Annotated in this window: 17 protein-coding genes; 7 read left to right on the top strand and 10 right to left on the bottom strand. The window is 72.5% G+C overall.

The window, feature by feature from the left end:
• Window positions 1-4 precede the first annotated feature (4 nt).
• Genes ACWCQM_RS09985 through ACWCQM_RS10030 form a run of 10 tightly spaced genes read right to left on the bottom strand, consistent with a single transcriptional unit; the run spans window position 5 to window position 11245 of the window.
• Window positions 5-1552 carry an ABC transporter ATP-binding protein gene (locus tag ACWCQM_RS09985; protein ID WP_450914783.1) on the bottom strand — a complete coding sequence of 516 codons (1548 nt, stop codon included), beginning with the start codon at window positions 1550-1552 and terminating at the stop codon, window positions 5-7.
• Window positions 1549-2358: an ABC transporter permease subunit gene (locus ACWCQM_RS09990; protein WP_450914784.1), complete on the bottom strand. Its 810-nt coding sequence runs from the start codon at window positions 2356-2358 to the stop codon at window positions 1549-1551. Before ACWCQM_RS09990 ends, ACWCQM_RS09985 begins: the two co-directional genes overlap by 4 nt.
• Window positions 2355-3308: an ABC transporter permease gene (locus tag ACWCQM_RS09995; protein WP_450914785.1), complete on the bottom strand. Its 954-nt coding sequence runs from the start codon at window positions 3306-3308 to the stop codon at window positions 2355-2357. Before ACWCQM_RS09995 ends, ACWCQM_RS09990 begins: the two co-directional genes overlap by 4 nt.
• On the bottom strand, window positions 3305-4900 hold the full coding sequence (locus tag ACWCQM_RS10000) for an ABC transporter substrate-binding protein (protein WP_450914786.1): 1596 nt from the start codon (window positions 4898-4900) through the stop codon (window positions 3305-3307). Before ACWCQM_RS10000 ends, ACWCQM_RS09995 begins: the two co-directional genes overlap by 4 nt.
• Window positions 4897-5736: a class I SAM-dependent DNA methyltransferase gene (locus ACWCQM_RS10005; protein WP_450914787.1), complete on the bottom strand. Its 840-nt coding sequence runs from the start codon at window positions 5734-5736 to the stop codon at window positions 4897-4899. Before ACWCQM_RS10005 ends, ACWCQM_RS10000 begins: the two co-directional genes overlap by 4 nt.
• Complete coding sequence (locus tag ACWCQM_RS10010; RefSeq protein ID WP_450914788.1) at window positions 5733-7010, bottom strand: MFS transporter; 1278 nt, start codon at window positions 7008-7010, stop codon at window positions 5733-5735. Before ACWCQM_RS10010 ends, ACWCQM_RS10005 begins: the two co-directional genes overlap by 4 nt.
• Window positions 7007-8074, bottom strand: a complete 1068-nt coding sequence (locus ACWCQM_RS10015) for an enolase C-terminal domain-like protein (RefSeq protein WP_450914789.1) — start codon at window positions 8072-8074, stop codon at window positions 7007-7009. The genes ACWCQM_RS10010 and ACWCQM_RS10015 overlap by 4 nt, the downstream gene beginning before the upstream one ends.
• Window positions 8071-9156, bottom strand: coding sequence for a PLP-dependent cysteine synthase family protein (locus ACWCQM_RS10020; RefSeq protein ID WP_450914790.1), 1086 nt, complete (start codon window positions 9154-9156; stop codon window positions 8071-8073). The genes ACWCQM_RS10015 and ACWCQM_RS10020 overlap by 4 nt, the downstream gene beginning before the upstream one ends.
• Window positions 9153-9992 (bottom strand): hypothetical protein, encoded by an 840-nt coding sequence (locus ACWCQM_RS10025; RefSeq protein WP_450914791.1) that lies wholly within the window; start codon window positions 9990-9992, stop codon window positions 9153-9155. Before ACWCQM_RS10025 ends, ACWCQM_RS10020 begins: the two co-directional genes overlap by 4 nt.
• A complete protein-coding gene (locus tag ACWCQM_RS10030; RefSeq protein ID WP_450914792.1) occupies window positions 9989-11245 on the bottom strand; it encodes an ATP-grasp domain-containing protein in 1257 nt (418 codons plus the stop codon). Before ACWCQM_RS10030 ends, ACWCQM_RS10025 begins: the two co-directional genes overlap by 4 nt.
• A gap of 211 nt (window positions 11246-11456) precedes the next feature.
• Here ACWCQM_RS10030 and ACWCQM_RS10035 point away from each other — a divergent pair, with 211 nt between their 5' ends.
• The 7 genes from ACWCQM_RS10035 (at window position 11457) to ACWCQM_RS10065 (ending at window position 21813) form a co-directional block, all read left to right on the top strand.
• Window positions 11457-11924 carry a DUF5709 domain-containing protein gene (locus tag ACWCQM_RS10035; protein WP_450914793.1) on the top strand — a complete coding sequence of 156 codons (468 nt, stop codon included), beginning with the start codon at window positions 11457-11459 and terminating at the stop codon, window positions 11922-11924.
• 444 nt (window positions 11925-12368) lie between these two features.
• Window positions 12369-14201 carry an ABC transporter ATP-binding protein gene (locus ACWCQM_RS10040; RefSeq protein ID WP_450914794.1) on the top strand — a complete coding sequence of 611 codons (1833 nt, stop codon included), beginning with the start codon at window positions 12369-12371 and terminating at the stop codon, window positions 14199-14201.
• 305 nt (window positions 14202-14506) lie between these two features.
• Window positions 14507-15946, top strand: coding sequence for an NADP-dependent phosphogluconate dehydrogenase (gene gndA, locus ACWCQM_RS10045; RefSeq protein WP_450914795.1), 1440 nt, complete (start codon window positions 14507-14509; stop codon window positions 15944-15946).
• Window positions 15947-16739: 793 nt separating this feature from the next.
• Window positions 16740-18488, top strand: coding sequence for a glycoside hydrolase domain-containing protein (locus tag ACWCQM_RS10050; RefSeq protein WP_450914796.1), 1749 nt, complete (start codon window positions 16740-16742; stop codon window positions 18486-18488).
• Between the two features lie 34 nt (window positions 18489-18522).
• Window positions 18523-19461, top strand: coding sequence for a penicillin-insensitive murein endopeptidase (locus ACWCQM_RS10055; RefSeq protein WP_450914797.1), 939 nt, complete (start codon window positions 18523-18525; stop codon window positions 19459-19461).
• 192 nt (window positions 19462-19653) lie between these two features.
• Complete coding sequence (locus ACWCQM_RS10060) at window positions 19654-20853, top strand: NAD(P)/FAD-dependent oxidoreductase (protein WP_450914798.1); 1200 nt, start codon at window positions 19654-19656, stop codon at window positions 20851-20853.
• Between the two features lie 21 nt (window positions 20854-20874).
• Entirely contained in the window at window positions 20875-21813 is a 939-nt protein-coding gene (locus tag ACWCQM_RS10065; protein ID WP_450914799.1) for a sigma-70 family RNA polymerase sigma factor, read from the top strand.
• The last annotated feature ends 68 nt before the right edge of the window (window positions 21814-21881 follow it).

A 21881-nucleotide genomic window follows, 5' to 3' on the forward strand; every position in this document is an offset into this window, starting at 1 on the left:
GGGTTCATGGGCGTACGGCGGCTCCCCACCGTGTCGAGGCGCCGAGCAGGGAGACCGTGAACGGGTGCCCGGGGGCGGTCAGGATCTGTTCGGCCGGCCCCTCCTCGACAATCCGGCCGCCGTCCAGCACCGCGATGCGGTTCGCCGGGGCCGCGGTGTCGAGGTCGTGTGTGATCAGTACGACGCTCAGCCCGTCGTTCCCGCGGAGCAGGGCCGCGAGCAGGTCCAGCAGCGAGCGGCGGGTGAGGGGGTCCAGTCCTGAGGTGATCTCGTCGCAGACCAGCACCCGGGGCCGGGCGAGGAGCGCCCTGGCGAGGGCCGCGCGCTGGAGTTCGCCGCCGGACAGCCGGGCGGGCAGCCTGCGGGCGTGGCTCTCGTCCAGGCCCAGCCCTGCGAGGGCATGCCGGGCCTCGGCCATCGCCTCCTCGTGGCCCGCACCGCGCAGACGTACCGCGGTGCGGGCCACCTGGTCGAGTACCGGCCGGTGTTCGTCGAAGGCGGCCCGCGCGTCCTGGAACACGTACTGCACGGCCGCGAGCTGTTCCCGGCCGCGGGCGCGCAGGCTGCGGGGCAGCGTCGTGCCGTCCAGCCGGATCTCTCCGGTGTGGTCGCGGTGGAGTCCGGCGAGGCAGCGGGCGAGGGTGGTCTTGCCGCTGCCCGAGCGTCCGACGACGGCGAGGCATTCGCCGCCGCGCAGGGTGAGCCGGTCCACCCGGAGCACCGGGACACGGGCGCCGCCGTTGCGGTGACGGGCCGTCAGGTCGCTGACGGTCAGCACCTCGTGGCCGGTTCGCGTGGGGTCCGCGTACGGCACGGTCCGCGGCTCGGCGAGGAGTTCCCCGGCCCACGGGTGTGCGGGCGTGTCCAGGACCACGTGCGCCGGGCCCTGTTCCACCACTCTGCCGCCGCGCATCACCAGGACCTCGTCGGCGAGTTCGCGTACGACGTCGAGGTCGTGGCTGAGCAGCAGGACGGCGATGCCCCTGCGGGCGACGGCGGCCAGTTCGTCGACGATGCGGCGCTTGGTCAGGGCGTCCTGCCCTGTGGTGGGCTCGTCGGCGATGACGATACGGGCGCCGAGCAGCAGCGCCTGTGCCAGGACGGCGCGTTGCTGCTGGCCGCCGGACAGCTGGTGCGGGTAGCGGCGCATCAGGGCGTCGCCGTCGTCGAGCTGGGCCTCGGTGAGCGCGTCGGTGACGCGTTCCGCGGCGGCGCCACGCCGCCGCGCGCGGGGCAGGTCACGGACCTGCTGCCGGGCCATGTCGTGCAGGAGGGTTCCGGCTCTGCGGGCGGGGTTGAGCACGGACGCGGGGTGCTGGGGGATGTAGCCGGTCCTGGCCCGGTCCACGGTCACCTCTCCGGTGACCCGGGCGCCCGCCGGATATTCGCCGAGCAGGGCCAGGCCGGTGGTGGTCTTGCCGCTGCCGGACGGGCCGACCAGGGCGGTGACGGTGCCGGGCCTGATGTCGAGCGAGACCCGGTCGACGAGCACCTGCCCGTCGACCTCGACGGTCAGCCCGGTGACGGTGGCGAGCGGGGGCTTGCGGTTCATGGGCGGCGGCCCTTCCGGGGCGGGGTGCGGTTCTCCATGGCGGCGTCGACGAGCAGGTTGCTGCCCGTCGTCAGCGCGATGATGAGCAGGGCGGGCACGACGACCGCCCAGGGCTGGATGAGCAGTCCGGTGCGGTTACGGTCGACCATCACCGCCCAGTCGGCCGCGTCCGGGGCGACTCCGATGCCCAGGAACGCCGCGGTGGCGACCAGATAGAGCACTCCGGTCAGCCGGATGCCCGCGTCCGCGGCAAGGGTGCGCAGGATGGACCTGCCGACGTATCCGACGGCCAGGCGCCACCAGCTCTCGCCCTGCATCCGCAGCGCCTCCACGGCCGGCCGGGACGCCGCCTCGGCCGCCGCCGCGCGCACGATCCGGGCCGTGTCCGGTACGGAGACGAAGGCCACCAGCAGCGCGAGTCCGGCGGCACCGGGCGGAAACGCGGCGGCGACCAGAAGGATCATGAGCAGCGAGGGAACGGCGAGCAGCACGTCCAGCGGGCGCATCAGCAGTTCCTCCAGCCATCTGCGGTGGGTGAGCGCGCTGATCAGTCCGAGGGGCAGGGCGACGAGATACGCGAGGGCCGTCGCGGCGAGGGCGACCAGGACCACGGGCCGGCCGCCGAGCAGTATCTGGTGCACGACGTCACGTCCGACGAAGTCGGTGCCGAGCCAGTGGCCCCCGCCGAGCGTGAAGGAGGCGGCGCGGGCCGGGGTGTCACCGGCCAGGAGCGGTCCGGCGAGGGCGAGGGCCAGCGGGAGCGCGGTGACGGCCGCTCCGGGGCCGTATCTCCGCAGTCGGTTCACGCTGCCACCGCCGAGCGGGGTGCGAGCCGGTGGGTGACGAGGTCCGCGCCGAGGTTGAGCACGACGGTGGCGAGACCGAACACGACGGCGAGACCTTGCACGACGGGGATGTCGCGGTCGGCGACCGCGTTCATGAGGACGGTGCCGAGTCCGGGGATCACGTACAGGGCCTCCACGACGACGACTCCGCACAGCAGCCAGTCGATGGTGCGGGCGAGCTGCTGGGTGGCGGGTGCGAGGGCGTTGGGCAGGGCGTGCCCGTAGCGGATGCGGGCGCCGGGGATCTCGTACCGCCGGGCCTGGGCCGCGTACGGGGTGGCGAGCGCCTCGATCATGCCCGCCCTGACCAGCCGGGCCAGCGAACAGACGGGCCGGGCGAGCAGGACCAGGACGGGCAGGACGAGCACGGCGGGGTGCGCGAGCAGCCCGTCGCCGTAGCCGACGGCGGTGGGCGGGAGCCAGCCGAGCCGCAGGGCGAAGACGCTCACCAGCAGTACCCCGAGGGCGAATTCGGGGACGGCGTAGACGCCGAGCGTGGCGGAGCTGATCAGCCGGTCGGTGAACCGCCCTTCGTGACGCGCGGCGAGTACTCCGAGGCCCACCCCCACGGGCACCAGGAGCAGGACGGTGACCGTGGCGAGGAGCAGGGTGGGGCCGAAGCCGTCGGCGAGGAAGCCGGACACCGGCCGCCCGGAGGTGAGCGAGGTGCCGAGGTCGCCGTGGAGCAGTCCCGTGACCCACTCGGCCAGCCGCTCGTGGGCGGGCCGGTCGAGTCCCATCGCCTCGCGGACCGCCTCGATGCGTCGGGGGTCGGGCTGGTCGCCCGCGAAGGCCACGGCCGCGTCGCCCGGGAGGGCCTCGGTGAGCACGAAGACCAGCAGCACGACGGCCGCGGTCTGCGCCACTCCGAGGAGGAGCCGCCGGGCGATCCAGGAGCGCGGTCCGTTCACGCCAGCCAGACCTTGTCGAAGCGGGCCCAGTCCAGGGTGTTGGCGGGCGCTTCGCGTGCGACGCCGCGCAGGGCGCGGGCGGTGCCGAGTATCCAGTCGCCGAATCCCCAGACCAGGAAGCCTCCTTCGGCGTGCAGCTGTCGCTGCATCCGGCCGTAGAGGGCGGCGCGCGCCGCCTTGTCCCGCGTGGACTGGGCCTGTTGGTACAGCGCGTCGAACTTCCTGTCCTGCCATCGGGTGGCGTTGGTGGTGGATCCGGTCAGCAGCCGCTGGGAGATGTGCGACTCGATCGGCATGGCCCCGGACCGGTAGCAGCAGAGCGTGCCGGAGTCGAGGATGTCCTTCCAGTAGGAGTCCTTGCTGCCCATCCGGACCTCGACGGTGACTCCGGCGCGCGCCGCCTGGTCCCGGAAGATGCCGGCGGCCTCGGTGAAGCCGGCGGCGACGGCCGAGGTGTCGAGGGTGATCCTCAGACCGTCCGCGCCCGCCCGCGCGAGCAGGGTGCGTGCGCGGTCGATGTCCTGTTCGCGCTGCGGGAGTTCGTCGGCGTAGTACTCGTATCCCTTGCCGAAGAGATCGTTGCCCACCTCGCCGGCGCCGGACAGCGCGCCGTCCACGAGTTCCTGGCGGCCCGCGATGTGGAAGAACGCCTCGCGGACCAGGGGGTCGTCGAAGGGCGGCCGGTCGGTCTTCATGGCGAAGGCCTGCATGGCGCTGTTCCGCAGCCGTACGATCTCGATCGCTCCGGCCTTCTCGTGGGCCCGTCCGGTGGCGGGGTTGAGCTCGTGCGCGTACTCGATCTGGCCGCCGAGGAGGGCGTTGACACGGGCGGATTCCTCGTTGGCGACGATGAATTCGAGCTCGTCGAGATAGGGGGCGCCGTCCCAGTGGGCGTCGTGGCGCCGCAGGACGGTGGAGCGCCCGGGGGCGAAGGAGACGAACCGGAAGGGGCCCGTTCCCACCGGGTCGTTGTCGAAGGAGGTGGCACCGTCCTGGACGATGTGGGTGCCGAACGCGGCCATGACGTTGGGGAATTCGGCTGTCGGGCGCTTGAGCACGAATTCGAGGGTGCGCTTGCCCGTGGCGCGGCTCGCCTTCAGGTCGATGGGCTCCAGGGATGCGCGGGCGCGGTAGGCCTTGCCGGGGTCGGCGATGCGGCGGTAGCTGTACAGGACGTCGGCGGCGGTCACCGGCCTCCCGTCGTGGAAGTCGGCCTGCCGCAGGGTGACCTTCCACCGGTCGAGCGCGGCGTTCGGCTCCCAGGTCTCGGCGAGGCGCGGTTCGGCCGACAGGTCGGCGCCGTAGTCGGCGAGCTTGTCGAAGAGCGCCTTGCCCCGGGCCGCGTCGGCGAAGAGGTTGCCCAGGTGCGGGTCGAGGGTCTCGCTCGCGCCGCCTCCGGCGAAGGCGGCGCGGAGCCGTCCGCCTCTCCGGGGAGCGCCGTCGGCCTTGCCCGCCGGGTCCTGGGTGGCGCCGGGTCCCGAACATCCCGCGAGAGCGAGCGCCCCGGCTCCGGCCGCTCCCCCGGCGGCGGCGAGGAAGCCGCGCCTGCGCAGGGCGGGGAAGCTCTCGTGTCTGTCGTGGGATGCGGTCATGGCCGTACTCGCTTTCCTGATCGGGCTGAGGGTGGGGCTGGTGTCGTGTGCGGCTTCCTCGCGACGAGGTGGAGCCGGTCGCCGTCGGCGGCGGTGCCGGGCTCGGCGCCCGGCCGCCAGGCGGGCTCGGTGCGTGGCCCGGGGCCGTCGTACAGGCCGAGGACGTCGAAGCCGTGGGCGGTGAGGAAGTGGCGCAGTTCCTGGGGCAGGAGCAGCCGCCACGCGGAGTGCTCCTCGACGGGCGGGCTGCCGTCGTCGGCGGTCCAGTGGCGGGTGCGCCGCAGGAGCTGCGCGGCGCGGTCGATGCGCAGGACGGTGGTGGAGCGGTAAGTGGTGCCGTCCCGGGTGAAGCGGGAGACGGCCGGCTCGGCGGGAGGTTCCGCCCGGCCCAGGAAGTAGGCGCCGTTGCGCATCTCCGCGACCAGCAGACCGCCGGGCGCGAGGGTGCGGTGGCAGGAGGTGAGGAAGCCGTCGAGTTGCTCGTTCGAGTGGCAGTAGAGCAGCGAGCTGTCGAGGCACACCACCGCGTCGAAGACGCCCTGTCCGAAATCGAACCGGCTGAGGTCGGCCAGTACGTGGTCCGGGCCCGGGTGGTGTGCGCGGGCGTGGGCGAGCATGGTGGCGGACAGGTCGGCGGCTGTGACCCGGCGCCCCGCGTGGTGGAGGAAAGCAGCGTCGCGGCCGGTCCCGCAACCGAGGTCCAGGACGGCGGGCCCCGCCCCGTACCTCCGCAGGCAGTCCTCGGCCCAGCGTCCGGCGAGCCGTTCGGGATCGGGGAACCGCGCCTCGTACAGCTCCGGCCGGTCGGTGAGCAGGTTGCCCGTGCGCCGCTTCACGCCGTCACCGCCACGGGTCCGGGCACGGCCGCGGGAAGGCCGCCCGCGCGCTGCAGCCGGATGACGGCGGCGGCCGAGACGAGGCCGGTCAGCAGGCAGCAGGCCCAGGGCAGCAGTGCGGTCGCGCCGCTGTGCGCCCCACCCCGCTGCGCGGCGTCCATGGCCCATCCGACGGCGGTGTTGCCGACGGCCGCCGCGATGCCGGAGACGGCGTAGAAGATCCCGAAGTACGTTCCGGTCAGCGCCTGCCGGCCGAAGCCGGGGATCAGTTCCATGACGAAGGGCTGCGCGGTCATCACCCCGAGGTGGAGCAGCAGCGCTCCGGCCAGCACGGGCAGCACGCGCAGGGCCGCGTCCAGGGTGCCGTCCGGCGGTGTGCCGTCGCCCGCGACGAGCATCGGCGGTACGAAGGCGAGGCCCATGAGCACGAGCCCGGCGGCGATCCAACGGCCCCTGTTACCGCGCTCCTTCAGCGTGCGGGTGATCCGCAGTTGGAGCGTGATCCCCGCGATCGTTCCCGTGAGGAAGACCAGTCCTGCGGCGCCGTCCCAGCCGGTGGCCTGCCGGGCGCCGTCGGGCAGCAGCAGATAGAGCTGGTTCTCCAGGGTGAACATGCCGACCATGGCCAGGGCGAAGGCGAGGAAGGCGCGGTTGCCGACGGCTTCCCGCCAGTCGGCGGTGACACGGCTGCTGGCCGGGGTCACGGTGCGCGCGGGGAGGACCAGGGCCTGGGCGACGGTGAGCAGGGCGAATATCCCGGCGGCGGTGAGCGCGGAGGCGCGGAAGTCGACGAGCAGCAGGGCGCTCCCCAGGAGCGGGCCGACGAGCGCCCCGGTGGTGGCGAAGACGTTGAACAGGGCGAACGCCTCGGCCTTGCGCTCCCCGGCCTCCAGGGCGAGGTAGGTGCGGACGGCGGGGTTGAACAGGGCGCCGGCCACTCCGCTGAGCACGGAGGCGGCGAGCAGGACGGGCAGTCCGTCGCCGAGCGCGAAGAGGGCGAAGCCGGCGGTGCGTATCGCGCAGCCGGTGATGATGACGCCCCGGGCCCCGAGCCGGTCGGCGGCGGACCCGCCTATGAGGAAGAGGCCCTGCTGGCTGAGGTTGCGTACGCCGAGGACGATGCCCACGACGGCCGCCGACATGCCGAGGTCGTCGCCGAGGTGGGTGGCGAGGTAGGGGATGAGCAGGTAGAAGCCGGTGTTGACGCCGAACTGGTTGACCAGCAGCAGGCGGATGGCGAGTGGGAAGCCCCGGATCTCGTGCCAGGTCCTCATGAGGCCTCGCTCCAGGCCCCGGCTTCGCCACGGGGCCGGACACCGAGGCCGGGCTCCCCTGTGGTGCTCACGAATCCGTCGGTGCCGCCGATGCCGGTCCAGGGGTCGTGGGCCAGCAGGAGGTGGCCGTCGAGGTCGGTCCAGCGGGCGCGGTCGGCGATGTGGACCGCGGGGGCGATGCCGAGCGTGCTCGCGGTGAGGCAGCCGAGCATCAGATCCGTGCCACTGTCCTCGATCAGCGCCGCGATGCGCAGGGCGGCGTGGACGCCACCGCATTTGGCGAGCTTGACGTTGATTCCGTGGACGCGTCCGGCGAGCCGCCGCGCGTCCTCGTACGTGACGGCGTCCTCGTCCGCGATGACGGGGACGGGTGAGCGGGCGGCGAGCCGCGCGAGGGCCTCGGGATCGCCGGGGGCGAGGGGCTGCTCCACCGCCTCGACGCCGAGTCCGGCGAACCGGGGCAGGAGTGTGCGGGCCAGGGCCGCCGGCCAGGCCCCGTTGGGGTCGAGGAGGAGCCGGGCGGCGGGGGCCGCGGCCCGGACGGCGCGTACCCGGTCCAGGTCGGTCTCCGGGTCCCGGTCACCCGCCTTGACCTTGATGACGGAGAACCCCGCGCCGGCCAGGCCACGGGCCTGGGCCGCCGCCCGGCCCGGCGACACCAGGGAGATGGTGCGGGCCGTGGCGGCCCTCGGCGGCACGGGGGAACCGAGGAACCGGTGGACGGCGGTGGCGGTGCGCTTGCCCACCAGGTCGAGGAGGGCCGCCTCGGTCGCGGCGGTCATCGCGGCCGGGGTGTCCGGCGGGGCGAGTTCACCGACGCGCAGGGCGTGCAGCGCGGTCTCCGGTCCGTCGAAGCGGGTGAGGTGCTCGGCGGTTCGGGCGGCCAGGCGTTGCAGCGTCCGGGTGTCGAGGCCGTAGAAGACGCTGGTGACGGCTTCTCCATGGCCGCTGAGCCCGTCGTGTTCGACGGTGAGGCGTACGGCGTCGCGGGCGGTCATGGTCGAGCGGGAGATGCGCAGCGGCTCCGCGAGGACGAGCCGCACGGTGTGCTGGGTGAGTTTCACGGCTTCTTCTCCATGCCTTCCGCCAGGGGGTCGGTGACGGTGGTGCACCTGGCCCATCCCCCGGTCGGTGCGGCGCGCGGGTGCGGGACGTCGACGGGGTGCTCGGCGGCGAGGCCGGGGTCCAGGCGGTGGGCGGTCATGAAGTCGTCGTCGTAGACCGTGCCGAGGTAGCGGTGCGGCCCGTCGGGGAAGACGGTGGCGACGGCCTGCCCGGGGTGGGTGCGGGCGGCCCACGCGGCGACGCGTGCGACCGCGCCGGTGCTCCAGCCGCCGCTGACGAAGTTGCCCCGGGCCAGGCGGCGGCAGGCGTCGGCGGCCTCGGCCGGGCCGATCCAGTGGACCTCGTCGAAGGCGTCGTAGGCGACGTTGCGCGGATGGATGCTGCTGCCGAGCCCTCGCATCAGCCGGGGCCCGGGGGCCTGGCCGAAGATGGTGGATCCGGTGGAGTCGACGGCGACGAGGCGCAGTCCGGGCCAGTGCCTGCGCAGTGGTCCGACGATCCCGGCGCTGTGTCCGCCGGTGCCGACGCTGCACACGAGGATGTCGAGGTGGTCGAGCTGGGTGGCGAGTTCGGCGGCGAGGGAGGCGTAACCGGCGGTGTTGTCGGGGTTGTTGTACTGGTCGGGCCAGTAGGCGCCTGGCAGCCGGCCGAGCAGGTCGTGCAGCCGCTCCAGACGAGCGCCCTGCCAGCCGCCGTGTGCCGCGGGGCGGTCCACGATCTCGAGGCGGGCGCCGTAGGACCGGAGCAGCTTCCGCATCGACAGCTCCAGTTCGCTGTCCCCGACGAGCACGACGGGATGCCCGAGCGCCTGTCCGGCGAAGGCGAGGCCTATGCCGAGGGTGCCGGAGGTGGACTCCACCACCGGTGCGCCGGGCGGGAGTTCGCCGCGTTCCTCCGCACCGAGGAGCATGGACACCGCTGCCCTGGCCTTCATGCCGCCGACGGCGTGCCCTTCGAGCTTGGCCCAGAAGCCGGGGTGGGACCGGGGCAGTTCCGTGGTGATCCTGGCCAGCGGGCTCCGGCCGATGAGGGAGAGCAGTTCGCGGTTGGGGGCGAGGACGGGCGGGGAGACCGTGGTCATGCGGGGCCTCCCTGGCCTTCGCGGTAGCAGTGGACCGTGCCGGGACCCCCGTCGAGCCAGAAGAAGGGGTACGGTTCCGCGCACACCGCCGCCACTCCCGCGCCCAGGAGCCGGGGCAGGACGGCGCTCCCGGTCTGGGCGAACATGACCAGCGGCTTGCCGTGCTCCTGTGCGCTCCGGCGCAGTGGTTCGAAGGTGCCGTTGCCGAGCGTCATGCCCGAGGCGAGCACCGCGTCGCAGCGGCCGACGTCCCCGAGGGCGTCCGTGCCGATGGGTTCTCCCCATTCGGTGGTACCGCCCTTCAGATCGCGGGGAATGCCGATGAGCCCGCGTGAACGAAGCTCTTCCAGGAGGGAGTTCACGACTCCCACGACCAGGACGCGGCTGCCGGGCGGCAGTTCCAGCAGATCCACGACGACGGCCGCCCGCGCCCGCGAGCGCTCCAGCGAGGTCCCGGCGGGGATGTGCGCCGGGCGGGCCCCCTGTTCCGGGGCATGCGGCAGGACGTCCATCAGATAGGCGTCCAGCGCCGCGACACGGACGGGCAGGAGCGGATGGGCGAGCAGCGCCGCCACGTCCGCGCCGGCGCACTCCTGGACCGCGCCCCCGGGAAGGGCGCCCGGCTCGACGGCGCAGGAGCCGACGGCACGGTCGAGGCGGAGGCTGAGCACCTCGTTGCGGTATCCGCCGCTCCGCCCGTCGTGCCGTACGGCCTGGGACGTCGTGAAGGCGACGGCGATGCGGCGGTGGCGTGGGTCCGGGCCCAGTTCGCCGCGCAGGGCCTGGCCGGTGAGCGTGTCCAGGCAGGGGGCGAGGATGCGGGGAGATGTCGTCATGAGCGCACCAGCCGGGGTCGTACGCCCGAGAGCAGCGTCTCGACACGGCGCCGGGCACCGAACTCCGCGGCGTCGCCCGCCATGATGTGCCCGAGGTAGCCGTTGTTGCTGTCCGCCGCCTCCACGGCCCGGCCCGCCTCGGCGAACTGGGCCTCCAGCACGCCGTCGGCCTCCCGCACTGCGGCGGCGCCGTCGAAGGACGCGAGGGTGCCCGCGGTGTCGGGGACGAGGAAGCCGATGGCGGCGCTGCGCAGTCCGGTGTCCCTGGGGTGGAGTGCGGGTTCCCTGCCGAGCGCCACATCGACGCAGGCGGCCGCGAGGTCGATCCCCGTGACATGGCGGATCAGTTCGGTGATGCGGTTCCCCGCGGGCCGGGGGTTGACCTCCACGACCCGGGGCCCTTCGGCCGTCAGCTTGATCTCGGTGTGCGCCACGACGTCGTCGAGCCCGAGCGCGGCGCCGGCGGCGACCGCGGTGGCGGTCACCGCGGCGAGGTCTTCGGGGCCGAGGGCGGCCGGGAACATGTGGCCGGTCTCGACGAAGGCCGTGGCCCCGCCGAGGCTCTTGTCCGTCACGCCGACGACGGTGACGGCCCCTCGGAAGGTCACGGTCTCGACGCTGACCTCGGGACCCTGGAGGAACTCCTCCAGCAGGATGTGGGACGCGCGCCGCTGCCCCCTGGCGTTGTACGGGAAGTCCGCCAGCGCCCTGCATGCCTCGGCCAGCTGCCGTTCGTCGTCGACCCGGCGCACGAGCATGCCCGCACACAGGTCCACCGGCTTGACGACCAGCGGATACCCGAGGCCGAGGGCGGCCACCGCTGCCTCCGCACCGTCCGCGCAGACAGCGAACCGGGGTCCCGGGACACCGGCGTCCGCGAGGACACGGCGGGTCGCGTCCTTGCGGCAGGCGTTCTCCATGGCCTCGGGCGCGGGGCCGGGCAGGCCCAGACGGGCGGCGATCCGGGCCGCCGTCGGCAGATAGTAGTCACAGGAAGTGACCACCCCGTCGAATCCGAGGGCGCCGTGCAGCCGCTCCACCTGCGGAAGCAGGGCTTCGACGTCATTGGTGGGCGCCGTGATGATATTACGCGCGGTGAGCAGCGGATGATCCGTGCCCTCCGGCGCCGAGCGGAGGTAGTGCCGCAGGTCGCGGGTGAGGAAGGTGAAGTCGTGCCCTCCCTCCCCCAGCGCCTTCGGCAGCAGCCTGCTCATCGACCCGACCCAGCTCTCGACAACCAGCAGATGAGCCACTGGTTCCCCCTTCTCACAGTGCCGTTGGGAATGCGGGCAGGCAGAAGTCACCCCCTGCGGCGGTGGCGGCCCGCCCGCACACACGCTATCGATAATCGTTTTCATTGTCATCTAAAACAGTGTCACTGCCGCGGGGAACCGCCTTCCGTTGCGTCCCTCGCCGGACCGGAGTGGAATGACGTACAGGGGGACCCGGAGGAAGGGACTCGCCATGACTGACAGCGACAGCGACCGGGGGGACGACGTCTACCAGCCGCAGGAGCCGGAGGCCTCCGACCCCGCTGACCTGCTGGACGTGGAGGACACTCTCGACACCACAGGTGTCACCGACGTGCTGGAGGAGGGTTACTCCCCGCCCGACCGGCCCTGGGCCGTCGATGACGAGGGGACCACCGCGTCGGAGCAGCACACGGGCGAGTCCCTCGACACCCGCCTGACCAGAGAGGTTCCCGAGACTCCGGGTGCCTCCGACGACTGGATCGGCGATCTGCCGGGCGGCGAGGGCGAGCCGTACGACACCGAGGTGGGCACGGACCGCGCCGGGCGGCTCACTCAGGGGGGCGACGGCCATGTGCCCTCCACCCTCACCGCCCAGGACGTCGGCGTCGACGGGGCCGCGGCCTCCGCCGAGGAGGCGGCGATGCATGTGATCCCCGAGGAGGAGGACCTGTTCGGGTAGGAGCCGGCACCGCCGGGGCGCTGTTCCGCCCCGGTCGCGCGGCCTGGCCGCCCCCTCCTTCCCGGCGCCCGCATCCGCACGGATGCGGGCCCGCCCCGCACCAGGCGCAGATCATGCGCATCAGGACATACGCGCGTACCATCCGCCCGGCCGCGCCCCGGAGCGCGCTCCCGCCCGTCACGTCCCGCGCCTCTGAGACGTGCGTGCGCCCGTGGTGCGAGGGTGCCCGGACGCACCGGCCGGAACGAGCCGCTGTGCTGCCCGTGCCCCCGAAAACCTTTGGACTCCGACTGCCCGGCGAGGGGAGACTCATCTCCCCCGGATCTCTTACCGCGGACGCGCCGCGAGCGCTTCCGCCCGGCGCGGTGACACGCCTTTCTCAGGGATGACTCCCGCCGCGGCCGAGGCCCGGAACAACTGCCCGCGACACGACATGAGGTCGGCATGGAATCGCAGCAGTCCCAGGGCACCGGACCGGGCAGAGGCCCGGTCCGGCTCGCTCTCCGCCACTACCTGCGGGAACTGACCCGCCAGCGCAGACTGTCCGTCCCTGCCCTCGCGCTCCCGGCGCTGGGCAACATCGGAATCACGTACGTCGCACCGCTCGTGGTCGCCAAGCTCGTCGGCCGGATCGCCGAGGACGGGACACTGAGCGTCAGTGAGGCGTTCCCGTACGTCGCCCTCTTCGCCGGTGTCCTGCTGCTGGCCGAGACGATGTGGCGCGTCGGCCTGCACTGCCTCAACCGCGTGGACGCACGGGGCATCGAGCACCTGTATGTCACCGGCATGGACGACCTGTTCGCCAAGGACGCCGCGTTCTTCCAGGACAACTTCGCCGGATCGCTGACCAAGCGGGTGCTGAGTTTCGCCTCGCGCTTCGAGGAGTTCGTCGACACCCTCACGTTCAACATCGTCGGCAGTGTGGGCCCGCTGCTGTTCGGCACGGTGATCCTCTGGAGCTACGACCCCCTCCTGGTGGTCGGCCTGCTGACGATGATCACACTGACCGCGGTATGCGCCACGCCGCTCATCCGGCGCCGTCAGAAGCTGGTCAACCGGCGGGAGGAGGCGATCGCCCGGGTGTCGGGCCATGTCTCCGACGCGCTGATGAACATGGACACCGTGCGCGCGTTCGCCGCCGAGGAGCGTGAGGCCGCCGAGCACCGGGCACGGGTCGCGGAGTCGCGCCGGCTGACGCTGCGTTCGTGGGACTACGGCAATCTCCGCATCGACACCTTCGTCGCACCGATGTCGGTGCTCACCAACGCGCTCGGCCTGCTGCTCGCCGTCGGAATCGGTGCCGGCGGCGGCAATGTGGAGGCGATCGTCGTCGCCTTCACCTACTACACCGGCTCGACCCGCATCATGTTCGAGTTCAACCAGATCTACCGCCGCCTCGAAAGCTCGATGACGGAGGCCGCGCAGTTCACCGAACTGCTCCTCACGGAACCGACCGTGGTCGATCCCCCGGTGCCGGAGCCCCTGCTCACGAAGACGGCGGACGTCCGCTTCGACCACGTCACCTTCGCCCACGACGGCGCCGACCCGATCTTCGAGGGCCTGGAACTGGATGTGCCGAGCGGATCGAGAATCGGTCTCGTCGGGCGGTCGGGCGGCGGGAAGACCACACTGACCCGGCTCCTGCTGCGGATGGCCGACGTCCAGTCGGGCCGCATCCTGATCGGCGGTCAGGACATCAGCCGGCTGCGCCAGTCGGACCTGCGGAGCCTCATCGCGTACGTTCCCCAGGAACCGGCGATGTTCCACCGGACGCTGCGCGAGAACATCCTCTTCGCCCGGCCCGACGCCACCGAGGCGGAGGTCCGTGCGGCCGCCGACGCCGCACACGTCACCGAGTTCGCCGACGGCCTTCCCGCAGGCTTCGACACCATGGTCGGTGAACGGGGCGTGAAGCTCTCGGGCGGGCAGCGCCAGCGGGTCGCCCTCGCCAGGGCGATCCTGCGCGACGCTCCGGTCCTGCTCCTGGACGAGGCGACCAGCGCGCTGGACTCCGAGAGCGAGACGCTCGTCCAGCAGGCGTTGTGGCAGCTGATGGAGGGCAGGACCGCGCTGGTCGTCGCCCACCGTCTGAGCACGGTCGCGGCCATGGACCACCTGATCGTCCTGGACCACGGCCGCATCGCCGAGCAGGGAACGCACCAGGAACTGCTGCTCAGCGACGGTGCGTACGCCAAGCTCTGGCGCCACCAGTCCGGCGGATTCCTCGTCGACACCGCCGTCGGCCGGCCCGCCGCCCCTGCCGAACAGGCACGCTGACCGGTGCGGTGCCCCGGTGCTCGCGCACCGGGGCACCGCGCGCCGCCGGCCGTTGGATCGCTTCCTCCCGGCCGGTGGATCACGCACTCCGCACCGGTGAATTCCGGCCTCGATGCCACGCGGATCGCGCCCTTCGGGCGGCCGGCCGCTGACCTGTGCGGGGCGACCATCCGGGGCACGGTGGCGACACCCTGGCGGGCTCCCGGGCCGCGGCCGGCCGCGCGCCGTAAGCTCGGTAGCCCGTTCCAGCACGGCGGTCGGCCGGAGTGCCGAACACGACGAGACCGGAAGCAGGCAGGGTCACAATGAGCAGCACAGCGCAGATCGGTGTCACAGGGCTTGCCGTCATGGGCCGCAACCTGGCCCGGAACTTCGCACGCAACGGATACACCGTCGCTCTGCACAACCGAACCGCCGCCCGCACCCACGAGCTCGTCGAACACTTCGGCGACGAGGGTGATTTCATCGCGACGGAGAGCGCCGAGGACTTCGTGGCCGCCCTGGAGAGGCCGCGTCGTCTGGTCGTCATGGTGAAGGCCGGGGAGGCCACGGACGCGGTGATCACGGAGTTCGCGCCTCTGCTGGAGTCCGGCGACATGATCATCGACGGCGGCAACGCACACTTCGCGGACACCCGCCGACGCGAGAAGGAACTGCGCGAGCAGGGCATCCACTTCGTCGGCACCGGTGTCTCCGGCGGTGAGGAGGGCGCGCTCAACGGCCCGAGCATCATGCCGGGCGGCAGCAAGGAGTCGTACGAGTCCCTGGGGCCGATGCTGGAGAAGATCTCGGCGAAGGCCAAGGACGGGGCGCCGTGCGTCACGCACATCGGCCCGGACGGAGCGGGCCACTACGTGAAAATGGTGCACAACGGCATCGAGTACGCCGACATGCAGCTCATCGGCGAGGCCTACCAGCTGCTCCGTGACGTGGCCGGATACTCCGCCGAGGAGATCGCGGGCATCTTCCGCACCTGGAACACCGGGCGGCTTGACTCCTACCTCATCGAGATCACCGCGGACGTGCTCTCGCATGTCGACGCGGCGACCGGCAAGCCCTTCGTGGACGTGGTGGTCGACCAGGCGGAGCAGAAGGGCACCGGCCGCTGGACGGTGCAGATCGCGCTCGACCTGGGTGTTCCGGTCTCCGGCATCGCCGAGGCGGTGTTCGCCCGCTCGGTCTCCGGCCACGCAGACCTCCGCGAGGCCTCCCGCCACCTCGCGGGACCGACCGCCCGCAAGCTCGCCACGGACGAGGCGGCGGCCTTCGCCGACCAGGTCGAGCAGGCGCTGTACGCCTCGAAGATCGTCTCGTACACCCAGGGCTTCCACGAGATCGCGGCCGGCAGCGAGGAGTACGACTGGAGCGTCGACCTCGGCAAGGTCGCCGCGATCTGGCGCGGCGGATGCATCATCCGGGCCGCGTTCCTCGACAGGATCACCAGCGCCTACGAGGCACAGCCCCAGCTGCCGAGCCTCCTCTCCGACAAGAGCTTCGCCGAGGAGATCGCCGCGGCACAGGACGACTGGCGCTCGGTGATCGCCACCGCCGTCACCCAGGGCGTCCCCACCCCCGCCTTCGCCGCGACCCTCGCCTACTACGACTCCCTGCGCGCCGAACGCCTCCCCGCCGCCCTCACCCAGGGCCAGCGCGACTACTTCGGCGCCCACACCTACCGCCGCGTCGACCGCGACGGCGTCTTCCACACACTCTGGGGCGGCGACAAGAGCGAAGTCGAGAGCTGAGCGGGAGCACCCTGCTGCCCGGATCGAACCGTGTGACCCGGCCGTTGGACTCGTCGTACGACGCGGCCGGGGAGCTCCGTTGCGCGCGGCAGGATCGCGGTGGCGCGCAGTTCGCCGAGCGCCGCTCGGCTGGTGCCGCGGGCTGCCACCGGCACTGTGGGCGCACGGCGTGCTGGGCCCCGGCCCCGTCCTCCCGGCCTGCGCCGGAGACCGCGTCACTGCGGATGACCGCAACTCTGCGCAGCGGTGAGCCTGTTGTGCCGGAGGTCTGATCCTGTGGCAGATGGTGATGGTGTGGACACGCCATGAATGAGGGCGCCAGACTCACCTCAGCCCTCTACGGGTAGATCAGGAAGGACCCACCACGGAGGCGCCGTGCCGACGCGTACGATCCAGCTCACCCCGAGACATGTCATGGCCATGGCTACATCGACAGGCAGGGTGCCGGCCACCGCCCGGACCGGCTCCGGCCGACGAGTGCGGCGGTTGCGGCCACACCCTGCCCGAAGCCATGCCGGGCGCCGACATGACCCGGCTCCGGCCCCGGATGGCCGGGCATGTCGACGACCACACCCACATGGACGGACGCACCAGCCGCTCCTGGGCCGCGCCCAGCCGCGGCGTCCGGCAGGCACAGCTGCACCTACCGCACGGCAGTGGGCCCGGCACCTTCCACAGGGTGGGCGGCCCGTCGGACTCGGCCATGGGCGGGCGCCGCTCGTGGCCGGACCGGAGCAGACCCGCCGTGCCGCGCTCCCCCACCCTCCCCCCGCATCCGAGCAGGAGTGAACCGATGTCGTCCTGGATCCCCTGGCGCGCCCGCGCCGGAACAGCACTGCTGGCAGCGCTTGCCGGCATCGGCGCGTTCGCCACCCCGGCCCCCGCCCTGGCGGGGTCTTCGTCCGAGAGCCCGCGGAGCGTCACCTACCACGGCTACCGCATCCAGGTACCCGCCGATTGGCAGGTGGTCGATCTGGCCGAGAACCCGCGCGCCTGCCTCCGGTTCGACAGACCCGCCGTCTATCTGGGCGAGCCCGCCGAGCAGAACGACTGCCCCGCCGGAGTCGTCGGCCGTTCGGCGGGCATCGTCGTGGAGCCCATCACCGCCCGCTCCGCCGGACAGACGACCGCGGCGACCGCGCGGACCCAGCCGGGCGAGGCCACCGCGCCGTCCACCACGTCCAGCGACGGCACCATCCGGATCGCCGTCGAGGACGCGGGCGTCCTCGTGACCGCCGCCCACACACCGCAGACCGAGAACCTCGTACGCGACGTCCTCGCCTCCGCCGAGCTCACCCAGGGCGCCGAGCGCACCGCGCTGCCCCACACGGCCCAGCGCGCCGACGTCAACCCGACGGCCGCGGCAGGACCGCAACCCGGCACCTACCTGGGCAAGGGCTTCGACGCCTGCGCCGCGCCCTCGCAGGCCGCCATGAACGCCTGGCAGGCGAGCTCGCCGTACAGCGCGGTCGGCGTCTACATCAGCGGCTCGTTCCGCGGCTGCGCCCAGCCGAATCTGACGGCGAGCTGGGTGACCAGCCAGACCAGCAACGGATGGCGCCTGTTCCCCATCGACGTCGGCCGTCAGGCACCGTGCACCAGCTACTCGCTGAAGATGTCCACCGATCCGGCCACGGCCAAGTCCCAGGGCGTCACCGCGGCGGCCGGGGCCATCACCGCCGCTGCGGGCCTCGGCATCCCGGCGGGCAGCGCCATCTACAGCGACATCGAGGCGTACACCTCCACAGCCGCCTGCAAGGCGTCCGTGCTGTCGTACCTGTCCGGATGGACCGAACGGCTGCACAGCAGCGGCTATCTGTCGGGCTTCTACTCCAGCGCCGCCTCCGGCATCAAGGACGCCGCGGCCGAGTACGGCAACAGCGCCTACACCCGGGTCGACCACCTCTTCTACGCGTGGTGGAACGGCGCCGCCGACACCAACACCGGTTCCTACGTGCCGTCCACCTCCTGGTCCGACCATCAGCGGATCCACCAGTACGCGGGCGAGGTCACCGAGTCCTACGGCGGCTACTCGATCAACATCGACCGCGACTACCTGGACGTCGGAAACGGCTCCACGCCCACACCCACCTGCACCGGGGCGAACCTCGACTTCGCCTCGTACACCACCGTCCAGAACGGCTCGACAGGAGACCGGGTCAAGGCCGCGCAGTGCCTGCTCAAGGCCGCCGGATTCGACCCGGGAACACCCGACGGGATCTTCGGACCCGATACGACCGCTGCCGCCCGGAACTTCCAGGCCGGCAAGGGGCTCACGGCTGACGGCGTGGTCGGCGCGAAGACCTGGACGGCCCTGCTGTCCCGCGGATCCACCCCGACCGTCCAGAACGGATCGACAGGAGAGGCCGTCACCCGGCTCCAGCGTGCCCTGACCGCCGCACTCGGCCGGACGGTGTCCATCGACGGCGTCTTCGGGTCGGGCACCGCCCAGGCCGCACGCGACTACCAGTCCTCGCGCGGTCTGGGCGCGGACGGCATCGTCGGACCCGCCACCTGGGGCGCCCTCCAGGCCGGGAAATGACCAGGCGAGTGAAGACGAGAGCGAGGCAGGAACCATGAGGCGAGTCGCACGCATCATCACCCTGGCCGCCGCGCTGGCCGGCCTGCTCCTCGGAGCGGGCGTCCCCGCGCAGGCCTTCCCGCAGGCAGCGTTCCCGCTGAGCAGTAGCGGCAGCCGGGGCTCCGACGTGGTCGCGCTGCAGCACCTGCTCGCCGCGCACGGCCACCCCGTGGCGGTGGACGGCGCCTTCGGAACGGGCACCCGGAGCGCCGTGGTGAGTTTCCAGCAGTCCAGGGGCCTGACCGCGGACGGGGCCGTCGGGCCCGCCACCTGGGGGGCGCTAGCCCTCACCGTCCGACAGGGGGACTCCGGGCCGGCGGTGACGGCACTCCAGTCGCTCCTCAACGCCAAGCGGGGCGCCGGCCTCGCGGCCGACGGGGCCTTCGGTCCCGCCACCGGCGCCGCCGTCCGCACCTTCCAGTCCCACGCCGGGATCGGCGCGGACGGCATCGTCGGACCGGCCACCTGGCAGAACCTGCTGTGGCACTACGAGAACATCGACTTCGGCGGAAGCACGATGTGCGCGCAGAGCCCCGACGGCAACGCGGGCGCCCACTGGGCGACAGCCGGCGCCGTCGGCCAGCTGGAGGCCGCCGCCGCCTCCTTCGCCGCCACCGGAAACGGCAGACTGCCGGTCGGTGACGCGGGCTTCGAGCACGGCGGGGACATCCCCGGCCACGGCAGCCACGAAGTCGGGATGGACATCGACGTATGGCCCGCCCGCACCGACTCCGCGCAGTGCACCGCGGGGCGCATCACCTGGCAGTCGAGCACCTACGACCGCGCGGCCACCCGCAGGCTCGTGCAGGAGATCAGGGCCAAGGCCCCCGGCCACGTCCAGCTCATCTTCTTCAACGACCCGCAGCTGATCTCGGAAGGGCTGACCACGAGCTACGCCAACCACGACAACCACCTGCACATCCGCTACCGGTAGCGGACCGGCCGCGGGACCCGGGCCCCGCCCGCGGACCCGCGGCCGTCCGCAGCACCAGGCTGATCACCAGCGCGGTGCCGGCATCACAGGGTCACCCATTCGACGTGACTCACGTCACAGGCGATTGCTGTCAGGAATCGGGCTCCTGTCCCGGTCAAGTCAACAGGAAGAGCGACCAGACAGGAGCGTCACATGAAGCACCGCATTGTCGTTCTCGGCGCCGGGTACGCCGGGGCACACGTGGCCGGGAGCCTGGCCCGGCGGCTGTCCGCCGCGGACGTCGAGATCACCGTGGTCAACGCCGAACCGGACTTCGTCCAGCGGCTGCGTCTGCACCAGCTGGCGGCCGGGCAGGAGATCGAGGCTCCGCAGCTCACCGACGTCTTCGCGGGAACGGGGGTACGGCTGCGCCTTGCCCGGGTCACCGCCGTCGCACCCGAGCGGCAGGTCGTCGCCCTCCCCGACGACGAGGGCGGGAGCGAGCTCGGTTACGACACGCTTGTCTACGCGCTCGGCAGCCACGGCGCGGACCAGGGCGTGCCCGGCGCGGCCGAGCACGCCTTCGACATCGCGAGCAGGCCCTCGGCGCTGCGCCTGCGTGAGCGCCTGGACAGCCTGAGCAGGCGCGACGGTGGCGGAAAGGTACTGGTCGTCGGTGACGGGCTGACCGGCATCGAGACCGCGACCGAGATCGCCGAGTCCCGGCCCGGGCTGTCGGTCACCCTGGTCGCCCGTGGAGAGCTGGGCGCCCGGCTCTCCGCCGGTGCCCGAGACCACCTGCGCGGGGCCTGCGACCGACTGGGCATCACCGTGCTGGAGCACACCGGCGTCGTCGCCGTCGAAGCGACACGAGCGCTGTGCGCGGACGGCACGGCCGTGGCGTCCGACGCCACCGTGTGGACGGCCGGGTTCACGGTCAGCCCCATCGCCGCCGCCGGCGGGCTGGCGGTCACCGACAACGGCCGGATCGTCGTGGACCGCATGATGCGGTCGGTCTCGCACCCGAACGTCTACGCCGTCGGCGACAGTGCCTACGCCATCGGCGACAACGGCCTGCCGCAGCCGATGTCCTGCGCGTCGGCCGGCAACACCGGTATGCAGGCCACCGTCGCGATCGTGGGACAGCTGACCGGCGGGAAGGTCCCGAACACCCAGCTCAAGTACATCGGCAACCACATCAGCCTCGGTCGCCGGGACGGCATTCTGCAGATGGTCGACGGCGAGGGGCGCGCCAAGCCGACGTACACGGGCGGCGCGAAGGCGGCGAAGATCAAGGCGGGCATCGTCCGGATGTCGCTCTGGGCCACCTCGCACCCGACCTTCACCCTGCCCAAGCGCAGGCAGCGCCTGGCCGCCGTACCGGATGCGTCCGCCGAGAAGACGTTCGCATAACCGTCTCCCCAGGGATACCGAGTGGACAGCACAGCGATCGATCGCTTCGAGGCCGGCCGGGGCCGGCTGGCCTCGCTGGCGTACCGGCTCCTCGGCTCCGCCGTCGATGCCGAGGACGCCGTACAGGACGCGTTCCTGCACTGGCAGGCGGCCGACCGGCAGCGGATCGGCGTGCCGGAGGCCTGGCTGGCCAAGGTCGTCACCAACCTGTGCATCGACCGGCTCCGCTCGGCACAGGTCCGCCGTGAGCGCACCGCCGGGGCCTGGCTGCCCGAACCGCTCCTCGACGGCGATCCGATGCTCGGCCCCGCCGACACCTTCGAGCAGCGCGAATCGGTCTCCCTGGCCGTGCTGACGCTCCTGGAGCGCCTGTCGCCCCACGAGCGGGCCGTCTATGTGCTGCGTGAGGCCTTCTCCTACGCCCATGCCGAGATCGCCGAAATCCTCGACATCACCGAGTCCGCAAGCCAGCAGCACCTTCACCGCGCCCGGCGCCGCGTCACCACCGCGCGCCGGGGCGACGGCGAGGCAGACCCGGCGTCCGCTCGCAGGATCGTCGAGGAATTCCTCGCGGCTGCCACCTCGGGCCGCACCGAACGGCTCGTGGCGCTGCTCACCGACGACGCGAACGCGGTCTCCGACGGCGCCGGCCTGGCCCAGCGGCTGATGCGGTACGACACTCCGCAGCAGATCGCCGCCGTCGCACGGGCAGGTTTCAGGCCCACGCCCGCGAAACGGCGGTTCGCCGGTGGCCCCTCCGCCGTCCATTACGTACGCGTCAACGGCGCCCCCGCGGTCCTCTTCGTGCCCGGCGACAGGATCCTCGGGGCCGTGACGTTCGACCTCGCGGACGACAGGATCGCCACGGTACGCGGCATCGCCGCCCCGGCCCGCCTCGTCCGCCTCACCGAAGCGTGGCGGCGGTACGACCCGGAGCCTCCGCTCATCGCCCGGTGGTGACCGTCCCCCGGTGCCGGGCGGCACCGGGGGACGAACGCGTCCGGACACGGCGAGCGAACCGGGCCGCG

The organism is Streptomyces sp. NPDC002125 (genome assembly GCF_053593715.1).

Bases quoted from the DNA above. Each gene is read 5' to 3' on its own strand.
- ACWCQM_RS09985 (WP_450914783.1), bottom strand. From the start codon at position 1,552: ATGAACCGCAAGCCCCCGCTCGCCACCGTCACCGGGCTGACCGTCGAG.
- ACWCQM_RS10000 (WP_450914786.1), bottom strand. From the start codon at position 4,900: ATGACCGCATCCCACGACAGACACGAGAGCTTCCCCGCCCTGCGCAGG.
- ACWCQM_RS10010 (WP_450914788.1), bottom strand. From the start codon at position 7,010: ATGAGGACCTGGCACGAGATCCGGGGCTTCCCACTCGCCATCCGCCTG.
- ACWCQM_RS10020 (WP_450914790.1), bottom strand. From the start codon at position 9,156: ATGACCACGGTCTCCCCGCCCGTCCTCGCCCCCAACCGCGAACTGCTC.
- ACWCQM_RS10025 (WP_450914791.1), bottom strand. From the start codon at position 9,992: ATGACGACATCTCCCCGCATCCTCGCCCCCTGCCTGGACACGCTCACC.
- ACWCQM_RS10035 (WP_450914793.1), top strand. From the start codon at position 11,457: ATGACTGACAGCGACAGCGACCGGGGGGACGACGTCTACCAGCCGCAG.
- ACWCQM_RS10040 (WP_450914794.1), top strand. From the start codon at position 12,369: ATGGAATCGCAGCAGTCCCAGGGCACCGGACCGGGCAGAGGCCCGGTC.
- gndA (WP_450914795.1), top strand. From the start codon at position 14,507: ATGAGCAGCACAGCGCAGATCGGTGTCACAGGGCTTGCCGTCATGGGC.
- ACWCQM_RS10050 (WP_450914796.1), top strand. From the start codon at position 16,740: ATGTCGTCCTGGATCCCCTGGCGCGCCCGCGCCGGAACAGCACTGCTG.
- ACWCQM_RS10055 (WP_450914797.1), top strand. From the start codon at position 18,523: ATGAGGCGAGTCGCACGCATCATCACCCTGGCCGCCGCGCTGGCCGGC.
- ACWCQM_RS10060 (WP_450914798.1), top strand. From the start codon at position 19,654: ATGAAGCACCGCATTGTCGTTCTCGGCGCCGGGTACGCCGGGGCACAC.